We start from the raw sequence: 12,121 nt of genomic DNA on the forward strand, positions 1-12,121 counted from the left end.
GTGCACGGGGACTCCCTCCGGCACCGCCCGGCGCCGCGCCGTCGAGGTACCCGTCCAGCAGGTTCCGCGCCGGGCCAGCAGGCGGCGCAACCACAGCTCCATGGAGACGAGTTCCGCCAGCCCGTCCAGCGGGACCGGGCGCCCGTCCGCCGCATCGAGCAGCGCCTGCCGGACGACCCGGGCCTCGATCAGGCCCGCGTCCGCGAGCAGCGGGGAAGCGAACAGGTCCAGCAGGTCGCTCAGCGCGGCGCGCAGCCCCAGCCGGGTCGCCGTCTCGTTCGGCACGCGGTCCGTGACGCCCCAGCCCGGCGGGAACTCGCGCACACCGGCCGAGGACAGGACGCTGCGCAGGACGGCGGCCCGGGCCCCGGGCTGGACCCGCAGCGACTCGGGCAGCGCGCGGGCGGCCCGTACGACCTGGTTGTCGAGGAAGGGTGCGTGCAGGCGCTGGCTGCGGACCTCCACGGCCTGCTCGAAGACCCGGTGGTCGGCGGCGTGGCGGGCGAGCAGCGAACGGGCGCGGGCCTCCCCCGGCCGCAGCGACAGCGGGGGGCGGCCGGCCGCGACCGTCAGACGGATCGATACTTCCGCCAGCGCCTCCCCCGTGAGCCAGCCCGCCGCCGGCCCCGGGCGGGACCAGGTCAGGGCGGCGAGGGAAGCGTCCACCGGACCGGTGGCGCGCTCGGGGACCCCGCCCTCGCGGAGCCGGGCCGCGGCGGCCTCCATGCCCGCGCGGTACGACGTACGGGCAAGTCTTCGGGCCGCCGAGTACACGGTGAGCGGGACCAGCAGGGACTCCCCGGAGGCTCCGGAGGCGGAGGCCGAACGGGCCAGCGCCGCCACCGGGCGCAGCAGGTGCCGCCGTCTGCGGTCCATCAGGAGGTCGGCCATGCGGGCCGGGTGGGCGTCGAGGACCTGGCGGGCGCCGTGGCCGGTGAAGTGGTCGGCCGATCCGGCGGCCAGCCGGCGCCGCTCGCGGGCGGCGAAGACCAGCGAGGAGCCGGGTTCGTCGGTGAGCGGGCCGTCGAGTTCGGCGTACGGGAGGGCTTCCTCGGCGGCGGCCACCACCACGTGGTGCAGGCGCGGGTCGGCCGCGATGGCCCGGGCCCGTTCCAGTTCGGCCTCGCGCCCCTGCGGGGTGGCCAGGTCGTTGAAGGTGACGGCCAGCAGCCGGGCCCCGGCCGGACTCAGCAGGCTGCCCGGGGCTCCCGGCAGACCGGCCGCCAGCAGGGCCAGCGTCGCGGAGGCGCTGCCGCCGGAGAGGTCGGCGCCCACCCCGGGGGCCGGGGCGCCGCGGGCGGCCCGCCGGTCGGCGGGGCCCATCCCGGGCACGGGGCCGGGATCGTACGGCGGAGCCACGTCGGGAGCATGCCGCGGAGCCGTGAGCCGGGCGCGCACGGCATCCACCAACGCTTCCCGTACGCCCTCCACCGCGCGCTCGGCATCGGCCTCGGGGGCAGCCACCGCGAGCGAGGCGACCTGCTCGTAGCCGGTGATCTCGCGGGAGCCCTCGCGCAGGATGAGCGCGTGCCCGGGCGGGATGCGGCGGACTCCGGCGTACGGTGTGCCGTCGCCCAGCGCCTCGGGGCTGTCCGGGCAGGCCAGCAGGGCGGCGAGGTGGCCGATGTCGAGCTGCGCCTCGATGAGGTCGGCGAGCGGGAGGGCCGCGGTGGCGTACGCCGTGCCGCTCGCCCAGGGGGTGTAGAAGACGGGCCGGGCGCCCGCGAGGTCGCCGAGGACGGTGATCCGGCGGCCGGCCTGGACGACGGCGGTGTAGCTGCCGGACCACTGGGTGAGGTGGCGCAGTGCGCCGCCGCGGGCGGCGTAGAGCGCGCGGCGCAGTTCGGCGTCGGTGGCGCCGCAGCAGCCGAGGACGGCGAGCCGGGTGAAGGGGTCGGCGGGATCGGCGGTCAGCGTGCGGATCTCGTCCGGGCGCCAGTCGCCGACGGCCCAGAGGGGGTCGGGGTCGCCCCAGAGCAGCTGTGCTCCGACGGGGTGGACGGTGCGTTCCGCGTCCGCGCCCGGGTCGTCCGGATGGGCGGCGTCCGCGATGCCGCCGTGCAGGGGGGAGCCGCCGTCGCCGTATCCGCCCTGGCCGTATCCGCCCTGGCCAGAGCCCTGACCAGGGCCGTGGCCGGGACCGTGGCCGGAGACCCGTCCGGCCGTGCCGAAGCTCGCGGCGATACTGCTCCAACCCACCAACCAGCGCACCGCCGCCTCCCCAGCCCGTGGGCACATGACCGGGGCACAGGCAGCACGGACGGCGCTGAGGGCGCGGCCGCGGGACCCCGGGTGGCTCGGGGTCCATGCTGCCACGGGACAGGCGTGCGAGAGTGGTTAAAGGGGGCGCACACGCAAACGAACACGCCCCGGCAACGCGGTATTTGGCGTTCCGTTCCCACCGCCCCACAGGTCACTTTCAGCCATTCTTCGGCTGTTGGGAGAGCCGACGCGGGCCGCCGGCACCCGGTGCGCGGGCGCGGTCCGGGAGGCGCATTCCACCCCCCGGACCGTTCCGCCACCCGCGGGGATTGAGGCAGCGGCATCCCCCGGCCCGCCCGGTCCACGCAGCGGGCCGACCCACGCACCGCACATCGAATCGCCGGGTCCCGGGACCGGCCAGAGCGCACGGGCAGGCGCACGGCCACACGGACGGAGCACGCGATGACACGTGCGCCCCGGCTCCGGGCCCGGGGGCGACTGTGCAAACGGACAACAATCCCGCCATACGGAAGTAAGGGCCTTAACGCTTGGGAGGCGGGGAACTACGCTGGGTTTACGAAATGCCGGGCGCCTATGCCCCGGCGGCGTCTGCGTTCCGCGTGTGACGAGGGGTGGCGCATGTCCAGGGAGCTCCGCGAGCCCAATGAGAAGCTCGGCGCCGTCCTCGCCCTCGCGGGCATCAGCAACGCCGGGCTGGCCCGGCGGGTCAACGACCTCGGCGCACAGCGCGGCCTGACACTTCGGTACGACAAGACGTCGGTGGCCCGGTGGGTGTCGAAGGGGATGGTGCCGCAGGGCGCCGCCCCCCACCTGATCGCCGCCGCCATCGGCGCGAAGCTGGGACGCCCGGTGCCGCTGCACGAGATCGGCCTGGCGGACGCGGATCCCGCGCCCGAGGTCGGGCTGGCCTTCCCGCGCGACGTGGGCGCGGCGGTGCGCTCGGCCACCGACCTGTACCGGCTCGACCTCGCCGGACGGCGCGGCGGTGGCGGGATCTGGCAGTCGCTCGCGGGCTCCTTCTCCGTGGCGGCGTACGCGACGCCCGCCTCGCGCTGGCTGATATCTCCCGCCGACAGCTCGGTGGCCCGGGAACCGGCGGGCCCGGCTCCGCACCTCACCGCCCACCACCCCGCGGCCGACGGCTCCACGGCCGCGGGCCCGGCGGGCGGCACCTCCGCGGGCAGCACGTCCGCGGGCGGCACCTCCGCCGGGCACGACCCCGTGGCGCAGCACTCCATGGTCCAGAGCCCCGTATCCGCGACCCCCTCGGTTCATGAGGTGCCGGCGCACGAGGGCGCGGCACCAGGTCCCCGGTCCTCCCCGGAAGGCCGCACGACCGGACCGGCGACGGGACCGATGGCGGGACCGGCGACAGGCCCGCCGTCCACCGTTGTGCCCGCCCAGCCGGGGCCCGAAACGCCGCGCGACCACGGGCAGCGCGTGGGCCACAGCGATGTGACGAAGCTGCGCGAGGCCGCCGAGGACGCGCGCCGCTGGGACTCCAAGTACGGCGGCGGGGACTGGCGTTCGTCGATGGTCCCCGAGTGCCTGCGGGTGGACGCGGCGCCGCTGCTGCTCGGCTCGTACACCGACGAGGTGGGCCGCGCGCTGTTCGGCGCGACCGCCGAACTGACCCGGCTGGCCGGGTGGATGGCCTTCGACACCGGGCAGCAGGAGGCGGCCCAGCGCTACTACATCCAGGCGCTGCGCCTCGCCCGCGCGGCCGCGGACGTACCGCTCGGCGGCTACGTGCTGGCCTCGATGTCGCTGCAGGCGACCTACCGGGACTTCCCGGACGAGGGCGTGGACCTCGCCCAGGCGGCCGTCGAGCGCAACCGCGGCCTGGCCACGGCGCGCACGATGAGCTTCTTCCGGCTGGTCGAGGCGCGGGCGCACGCGAAGGCGGGCGATTCGGTGGCCGCCGGGACGGCGCTGCGGGCGGCGGAGGGCTGGCTGGAGCGTGCCCGGGCGGGCGATCCGGATCCGACCTGGCTCGGTTTCTACTCGTACGACCGTTTCGCGGCCGATGCGGCGGAGTGCTACCGGGACCTCAAACTGCCCCGGCAGGTGAGGCGCTTCACCGAGCAGGCGCTGTCGCGGCCCACCGAGGAGTACGTACGGTCGCACGGGCTGCGGCTGGTGGTGAGCGCGGTCGCCGAGCTGGAGTCGGGCAATCTCGACGCGGCGTGCGCGGCGGGCACCCGGGCGGTGGAGGTGGCGGGCCGGATCTCCTCGGCCCGGACGACCGAATACGTACGGGACCTGCTGCACCGCCTGGAACCGTACGGGGACGAGCCGCGCGTGGCGGAGCTGCGGGAGCGGGCGCGGCCGCTGTTGGTGGCGCCGGCGTAGGACCTCTCTTCCGGGGGGCCGCGTGGCCGCGTTGTCGGTGCCGGGGTGCAGTATGCAGGGGTGGGAGGTGTCAGCGTGGGTGGCGGCGTGGACTGCGATGTGCTGGTGATCGGCGGCGGAATCGTCGGCCTGTCGACGGCGCATGCCTTGTCGCGCCTGGCTCCGGGGACCAAGGTGGTCGTCCTGGAGAAGGAGTCGGGCCCGGCCCGGCACCAGACGGGCCGCAACAGCGGGGTGATCCACAGCGGGATCTACTACCGCCCGGGTTCCCTGAAGGCGCGCTTCGCGGTGAGCGGGGCCGCCGAGATGGTCAAGTTCTGTGCGGAGCACGACATTCCGCACGAGGTGACGGGCAAGCTGATCGTCGCCACGGAGCGGGAGGAGCTGCCGCGGCTGCACGCCCTGGTCCAGCGCGGCCGGGAGAACGGCATTCCGGTGCGCGAGCTGGGACCGGCGCAGATCACCGAGTACGAGCCGCAGGTGCGGGGACTGGCCGCGATCCACGTCGGCAGCACCGGGATCGTGGACTACGGCCGGGTGACCGCTCAGCTGGCGGAGTCCTCGGGTGCGGAGATCGTCTACGGCGGCGCGGTGGACCTGATCGCCCGCCGCGCCTCGGCGGTGGCGGTCCGCACCACGTCCGGTCTGGTGGTCAGGGCGCGGGTGCTGGTGAACTGCGCGGGTCTCCAGTGCGACCGGATCGCCCGCCTGGCCGGCGACGACCCGGGGATGCGGATCATCCCCTTCCGCGGCGAGTACTACGACCTGGCCCGGCCGGAGCTGGTCCGGGGGCTGGTGTATCCGGTGCCCGACCCGGCCTTCCCTTTCCTCGGGGTGCACCTGACCCGGGGCATCGGCGGCGGCGTCCACGTCGGCCCCAATGCCGTGCCGGCGCTGGCCCGCGAGGGCTACGCGTGGTCGACCGTGCGGCCCGGGGACATCGCGGACGAGCTCGCCTGGCCGGGATCCTGGCGGATGGCCGCCCGGCACTGGCGGTACGGGACGGGCGAGATCCACCGCTCGCTGTCGAAGCAGGCCTTCACCCGGGCGGTACGGCGCCTGCTGCCGGCCGTCACCGCCGCCGATCTCCACCCCGCCGCGGCCGGGGTCCGCGCCCAGGCCGTGCTGCGGGACGGCACCCTGGTGGACGACTTCCTGATCCGCGACGCCCCGCGCACGGTCCACGTGCTCAACGCACCCTCGCCCGCGGCCACCGCTTCGCTCCCGATCGGCCGCGAGATCGCCGCCCGCGCCCTTCGCACCCTCGGCGCGGCCTGAGCGGTCCCGCGCCGGCTCCCCGCGCCGCTCCCCGCGCCGCCTTCCGGTGCTCCGCCCCGGGCCTCCTGGCGTACGAGGCGCGGGGTCCCGGGGCCGGCCCCGGCAGCGGCGGCGCTCGCACGACGGCTGCCCGGGCCCCCGTCGTAGAATCAGCGCATTGTGTCTGAGTCCCTGAACCCCCAGTCGCCCCGCCTCCCGGACGCCGCGCCGGAGGCGAACTCGTACGTGCCGCCCAAGTGGCGCACCGAGCCCCGCTTCCCCGACGGGCCCTCGCCGGACCCGGCCGGCTCGCACCACGAGCGGCGGATCCGGAGCTTCCAGCCCCGGCGCAGCCGGGTCACCACCGGTCAGGGCGAGGCCCTGAAGCGCCTGTGGGGCACCTGGGGCCTGGACATCGACGGCCGCGAGGTCATCGACCTGAAGACGCTCTTCGACGGCCTCCCCGTCGTCCTCGAGATCGGCTTCGGCATGGGCGAGGCCACCGCGCAGATGGCCGCCGCCGACCCCGGCACCGGGATCCTCGCCGCCGACGTGCACACCCCAGGTCAGGGCAACCTCCTCGCCCTCGCCGAGCGCGGCGGCATGACCAACGTCCGCGTGGCCAACGGCGACGCCATCATCCTGCTCCGCGAGATGCTGCCGCCCGACTCCCTGGCCGGCATCCGCGTGTACTTCCCGGACCCGTGGCCCAAGGCCCGCCACCACAAGCGCCGGCTGATCCAGCCCGAATTCCTCACGCTGGCCGCCACCCGCCTGGCACCCGGGGCCGTCCTGCACTGCGCGACCGACTGGGAGCCGTACGCCGAGCAGATGCTCGAAGTCCTCACCGCGCACCCGGACTTCGAGAACACCCGGCCCGACGGCGGCTTCTCCCCGCGCCCCGCCTTCCGGCCGCTCACCCGCTTCGAGGGCCAGGGCCTCGACAAGGGCCACCTCGTACACGACTTGCTCTTCCGTCGCAGGGAGAACTGACAAGGTCACCGCGCGTGTCAGACCGGATCGCTAGGGTCATGGTGTGTTCCGAGCGCCCCACCATGTGCTCCCACGTCCGTCCGGCACGGTCCGCACGTGCGTGCTCCTCGCCCTGCTCGCCGCCACCGGGATCGCCATCCTGGAACTGGTGCGGGAGCAGACCGGCACCTCCGGCTTCTTCGTCGGCCTCGGCCTGGCCCTGCTCCCGGTGCCGCCGCTCATGGCGGCCTTCCGGTGGCTGGGCCGGGCCGCGCCCGCGCCCTGGTCGCAGCTGCTGTTCTGCTTCGGCTGGGGGGCCTGTACCGCGGCACTGATCGCGATACTGGCCAACAACTTCGCCACCGAGTGGATAGCCGCGGCCACCGCCGACGCCTCCGCCGCCGACCACCTCGGCTCGGTGGCCATCGCCCCGGTGGTGGAGGAGAGCGCCAAGGCGGCGGCCCTGCTTCTGGTGTTCGTGTTCCGCAGACGCCATTTCACCGGCCCGGCCGACGGATTCGTCGTGGCCGGCTTCACCGCCACCGGCTTCGCGTTCACCGAGAACATCCTCTACCTCGGCAACGCCTTCGTCGAGGATCTGGCCGAGGACAGCAGCGCGCTGGACTCGGTGACGGCGGCGACGTTCTTCGTGCGGATAGTGCTGTCGCCCTTCGCGCACCCGCTGTTCACCGTGCTCACCGGGCTGGGCTTCGGGGTGGCGGCCGTCAGTGCCCGCCGTTCGCGCAGGATCTGCCTGCCGCTGCTCGGCCTGGCCCTGGCCATGGGCATGCACGCGCTGTGGAACGGCTCCTCGCAGTTCGGCGAGCACGGCTTCTACACGGTCTACGCGTGCGTGATGGTCCCGGCCTTCGGGCTGCTGGTGTGGCTGGCCGTGCGGATAAGGCGGAACAGGCTGCGGGCCGTCGCCGGGGAGCTCGCCCAGTACGCGGCCGCGGGCTGGCTCGGTCCGGCCGAGGTGCCGGCCCTGGCCTCGATGCCGGCCCGGTCGCTGGCCCGCGCCCTGGCCCGGCACAGCGGGGGCCGGGCCGCCGGGCGCGCCGTGGCCCGCTACGAGGCCGACGCGGTCGCCCTGGCTCTGCTGCGGAACCGGGCGCGGCGCGGCGGACCCCTGGGTGAGCGGGATTTCGCGAGCCGCGAGCGGGAGCTGCTTCACCGGCTCTGGCAGCGCCGGGCGACGGCGGGGCCCGCGCTGGCCCGGGCGGCGGTCATGGAGGAGCTGATTCCGCCGTGGTTCGACCCCCTGGACCCGGCGGGTGCCCGGGCGGACGTGCCCGGACCGCGACGGACGGACCGGGACCAGGGCCCGGCGGGCGCGCAGCCGGCGCCGGAGCTCAGACGTTCAGACCCTTGGAGTTCAGCCACGCCAGCGGGTCCATCGTCGATCCGCCCTTGCGTACTTCCAGGTGGAGATGAGGTCCGGTGACGTTGCCGGTGGCGCCGACGCGGCCGATGGTCTCGCCTGCGCCCACCGCGCCGGAGGTCACCGACATCGAGGACAGGTGGCAGTACCAGATCTCCGTGCCGTCCGGCAGCTCCAGCACGATCCGGTAGCCGTACGCGCCGGACCAGCCGGCCGAGGTGATCTTCCCGGCTGCCACGGCCTTGGCCGGGGTACCGGTCGGGGCCGCGAAGTCCAGGCCGGTGTGGTGGCCGGAGGACCACATGGAGCCGGAGTCCCCGTAGTGCGAGGTGAGGGTGTAGGCGGAGGTCGGCAGGGAGTAGCTCCCGGACGGCTTGGCGACGCGCTCCTGCTCTGCCTTGGCCGCGGCGGCCTGCTCGGCGGCCTCTTCCGCGGCCTTCGCCTCGGCCTGGGCCTTCGCCTCCTCGGCCGCCTTGCGGGCCACTTCCAGCTTGTCCTTGGCCTCCTGGGCGGCGGCCTGCTGCGCGGCCTGCTCGGCCTCCGCGCGGGACTGCGCGTCGGCGGCCTCCTGCTGGGACTCGGCCTGCTGGAGGATGCGGTTGCGCAGCGCCTCACCGGCGTCCGCGCCGTGGACGGACTGCTGCGCGATGATCCCCGTCCGCTCGCCCGTCGGGGCTGCCGATCCGGAACCGCCGTCTCCCTGCTGGTCCTTGTCACCGGTCACCAGGTCGGGCAGGGACGGCAGGGACGGCAGGGATATCGCGACCTGGGGCCGGTCCTGCGCGGTGGCGATGCCGCTGGCACCGACCGCCGCGATGACGCCGACGCCGAGCACGGTGGAGCTGCGGGCGAGTCCGCCGCGCTGCTTGGCGACCCGGTGCTTGCCCCGGACCGGTCGCACCGAATCCTCGGTGGGATTCCACTCGCCCCAGGCACCCGCGGTGGGTGGCTCCTGGATCTCGACGCCTTCAGGGGCAGGCAAGTTGGAGGCCACGGGGGCACACTCCTCATCGACGCGCAGGGACGCGCGCGCGCACGGTGCCGTCTCTTGCGACGGCTGGGACGACCGCGCTGCGTTATCGAAAGGTAATAGACGCAGGGGAGTGATTCCAAGCTTCTCCGCTTGATCGTTCCCACCAATCAGCCACTCCCTGACTGGCTTTGGCCATACCTTTCTCCTGCAAATAGGCCACAACTGGGGCAAAAATCAAGCGATTCCCTCATCCCTTCAGCCGCAAGCTCCACATGACGACCCGTCAAGACGCTTGCGGAGAGCACCCTTTCCATTACGCACCGTCACATCACGTCACCTCGGGGCACCACCGGCACCGTCCGCCTCCGATCCGGCTGCCGCTCCCCCGGCCGGCCCACCGCGAGCAGCGCCATGTCGTCCGTCGCCCCACCCCCCGTATGCCGGCGCACGTCGCTGCTGAGCGCGCTCAGCAGCGCATGCGGTCCGGGGAAGATCCGCCCGCGCAGCCGGGCCGCCGGATCGTAGAAGTCGCCCGCCCCGTCCCGGGCCTCGGTCAGCCCGTCCGTGTACAGCAGCAGGGTGGTGCCCGCCGGGAAGGCCCACTCCTGCACCAGGTCCGGCCAGCCGCCCAGCTCCCCCATACCGAGCGGCAGGGCGGGTTCCGCCGGGGCGAGGACCGCCAGCTCGCCGTTCCCGTGCAGCAGCAGCGGCTCGGGGTGGCCCCGGTTGAGCAGCCGCAGCACGCACGCGCCCGGCGGGATCTCCCCGAGCACGCACGTCGTGAACCCCTCCACCGCGTCCAGACTGTCGCGCCGGGTGCCCTCGCGGGCCAGCGCCCGCTCCAGCCGCTGCGCCAGCGCCTCCAGCGTGGGCTCGGTCTCCGCCGCCTCCCGGAACGCCCCGAGGACCACCGCGACGGCCTCCACCGCCCCCAGCCCCTTGCCTCGCACGTCGCCCACCGCCAGCCGCACCCCGTACGGGGTCTCCTGGACGGCGTACAGGTCGCCGCCGATGAAGGCGTCCGCCTGCGCGGCCTCGTACCATGCGGAAACGTGCAGCCCCCCGATGCGCTCGGCGGGCTTCGGCAGTACCGCCCGCTGCGCGGCCTCGGCGATCCCGCGCGCGGAGGCGAGCCGCTCGCCACTGCGCCGCACCATTCGGTTGATCAGGAGCGCCAGCCCGGCGACGGTCAGTACGGTCACCAGCTCGGTCAGCGCCTCGACCTTCCAGCTGGTGCCGTTGAGGAGGTGCAGTACGAACACCGCGAACACGGCCAGGGAGCCGGTCAGGGCAGTGGCCCAGAGGGTGAACAGCGGGGCGGCGATCAGCGGGGCCGCAGTGAAGAACGGGGACCCCGTGAAGCTGGGCGGGGTCAGCGCATCAAAAACCATCCCGAGGGCGATCAGCGCGACCGGCAGCACCCGGACCACGCGACGGATCACACCGCTCCCACTCCCGTTCGCGCGCCCACCGCCGTTGCCCTGCCGGCCCAGCCCCACCACGCTGCTCTCCTGCCGCCCGGTCCGTTGCACGGGTGCGGGCCCGCCGCCTCGCCCCTCAAGGCTGGCGGCGGGAGCGTCCGCGGGCGACCCGGCGAAGTCCGGACGGGTGACGGAGCGTGAGAACGGGGCCGCAGGCCCCGAACACGACGAAGGCCCGGTTCCTGTGGAGGAACCGGGCCTTCGTACTGAGTAGCGGGGACAGGATTTGAACCTGCGACCTCTGGGTTATGAGCCCAGCGAGCTACCGAGCTGCTCCACCCCGCGTCGGTAAACACAACTCTACGCCATCCGGGGGGAGCCCTCCGCCAATTAACCGCCGACCCGCCCCCGGATCCGCATACATGCAGGTCACAGCCCCCAAACCGGCCCGAACCCGGCCCGGAAGCGACCGTGCGGGCTCGATCACCCCGGCCGGCGGGGCCGCCAAGAACGGCGACGGCGCGTCGCCGTCAGGCGAGAGGAACCCTGGGGCGGGTCAGGACGCGGGTGGTGCTCCCGTCGTCCTCCTGCACGTCCCGGACGTGGGTGAAGCCGATGCGCTCCAGCAGGACCAGCGAGGCCGTGTTGGAGTCGGCCACCGTGGCGTGCACCTCGGTCAGGCCGAGGGTGTCGAAGCCGTACGCGACGACCGCCTCGGCGATCTCGGTGCCGAGTCCCGATCCCCAGGCCTCGGGAGCCAGGGCGTAGATGATCTCGTGGCCGTCGACGCCGTCGGTCCGCTTGATCTCAGCGTGTCCGACCAGCCGGCCGCCCCGGCGCACGGCCCACACGTCGAAGAGGCCCTCGGCGTAGACCTTCGTGAAGATCCGCCCGAAGAGCGCCCGGTCCTCGTCCTCGCCGGCGGGACCGTCCCCCATCCACCGCGACACCCGGACGTCCTGGAAGAGGGCGACGAAGCCCTCCTCGTCAGCGGGGGTGTACGGGTCGAGGAGCAGGCGCTCGGTACGCAGAACAGGCGTCATGACCGGCGACGCTACCCGCTCCGCCGGGCGGGCTCACGGGATTTACCGGCCGCCTTCCGGCGGGGCTGACGGACCGTCCGCCCACGGGTCGACGCCGGGATCCCACCACCGTCCTTCCTCACGCCGGTGGATGACGGGACGGTGGCGGTACAGCGAAGCGCCCCACCCGAACGGATCGGATGGGGCGCTGACGCACAGGTCGGAAGAGGTCTCCTCGTCCCTGCGAGCGGTAGGCCATGTCGGACTCGAACCGACAACCAACGGATTAAAAGTCCGCTGCTCTGCCAATTGAGCTAATGGCCCTCCAGGTGCTCACCCCAGAGCATAGCCGGAAGGCGCCGGTCAGCCGATCGGGTATCCCCGACCGGCCTGTCGCCGCCGGGCCGGTGGGACTCCGGGAGCCTCGCTCCGGTCGACGGAGAGGTGTACCCAGGGGTGTTACGCACCATCAGCTTCCGGGAGCGAAGAGAGGGCCCGTACGCACCGGGGTGCGTACGGG

At 74.1% G+C, this 12,121-nt stretch carries 8 protein-coding genes and 2 tRNA genes; 4 read left to right on the forward strand and 6 right to left on the reverse strand.

Going from position 1 to position 12,121, the window contains the following annotated elements; translation table 11 throughout:
- On the reverse strand, positions 1–2,211 hold a 2,211-nt coding region (locus ACWGE1_RS36220; RefSeq protein ID WP_453424717.1), incomplete at its 3' end, for an asparagine synthase-related protein.
- A gap of 630 nt (positions 2,212–2,841) precedes the next feature.
- Between ACWGE1_RS36220 and ACWGE1_RS36225 the strand changes: the two genes are divergently transcribed.
- From ACWGE1_RS36225 to ACWGE1_RS36240, 4 genes are all read left to right on the forward strand, one after another.
- Positions 2,842–4,575 (forward strand): sporulation protein, encoded by a 1,734-nt coding sequence (locus ACWGE1_RS36225; RefSeq protein ID WP_453424718.1) that lies wholly within the window; start codon positions 2,842–2,844, stop codon positions 4,573–4,575.
- 45 nt (positions 4,576–4,620) lie between these two features.
- Positions 4,621–5,853, forward strand: a complete 1,233-nt coding sequence (lhgO, locus tag ACWGE1_RS36230; protein WP_453424719.1) for an L-2-hydroxyglutarate oxidase — start codon at positions 4,621–4,623, stop codon at positions 5,851–5,853.
- Between the two features lie 225 nt (positions 5,854–6,078).
- On the forward strand, positions 6,079–6,825 hold the full coding sequence (gene trmB / locus ACWGE1_RS36235) for a tRNA (guanosine(46)-N7)-methyltransferase TrmB (RefSeq protein WP_453424723.1): 747 nt from the start codon (positions 6,079–6,081) through the stop codon (positions 6,823–6,825).
- Positions 6,826–6,868: 43 nt separating this feature from the next.
- On the forward strand, positions 6,869–8,248 hold the full coding sequence (locus ACWGE1_RS36240; RefSeq protein ID WP_453424720.1) for a PrsW family intramembrane metalloprotease: 1,380 nt from the start codon (positions 6,869–6,871) through the stop codon (positions 8,246–8,248).
- Here the strand turns inward: ACWGE1_RS36240 and ACWGE1_RS36245 are convergent.
- The 5 genes from ACWGE1_RS36245 to ACWGE1_RS36265 form a co-directional block, all read right to left on the reverse strand.
- Positions 8,157–9,179 carry a M23 family metallopeptidase gene (locus tag ACWGE1_RS36245; RefSeq protein WP_453424721.1) on the reverse strand — a complete coding sequence of 341 codons (1,023 nt, stop codon included), beginning with the start codon at positions 9,177–9,179 and terminating at the stop codon, positions 8,157–8,159. The genes ACWGE1_RS36240 and ACWGE1_RS36245 overlap by 92 nt on opposite strands.
- Positions 9,180–9,481: 302 nt before the next feature.
- Complete coding sequence (locus ACWGE1_RS36250) at positions 9,482–10,651, reverse strand: PP2C family protein-serine/threonine phosphatase (RefSeq protein ID WP_453424724.1); 1,170 nt, start codon at positions 10,649–10,651, stop codon at positions 9,482–9,484.
- 199 nt (positions 10,652–10,850) lie between these two features.
- Positions 10,851–10,924: transfer RNA gene (locus ACWGE1_RS36255), tRNA-Met, on the reverse strand.
- A 185-nt stretch (positions 10,925–11,109) separates the two neighbouring features.
- Positions 11,110–11,622: a GNAT family N-acetyltransferase gene (locus ACWGE1_RS36260; protein ID WP_453424722.1), complete on the reverse strand. Its 513-nt coding sequence runs from the start codon at positions 11,620–11,622 to the stop codon at positions 11,110–11,112.
- A gap of 230 nt (positions 11,623–11,852) precedes the next feature.
- A tRNA-Lys gene (locus ACWGE1_RS36265) sits at positions 11,853–11,925 on the reverse strand.
- Between the last annotated feature and the right edge of the window lie 196 nt (positions 11,926–12,121).

The sequence above is a fragment of the Streptomyces sp. NPDC054932 genome, from assembly GCF_053610205.1.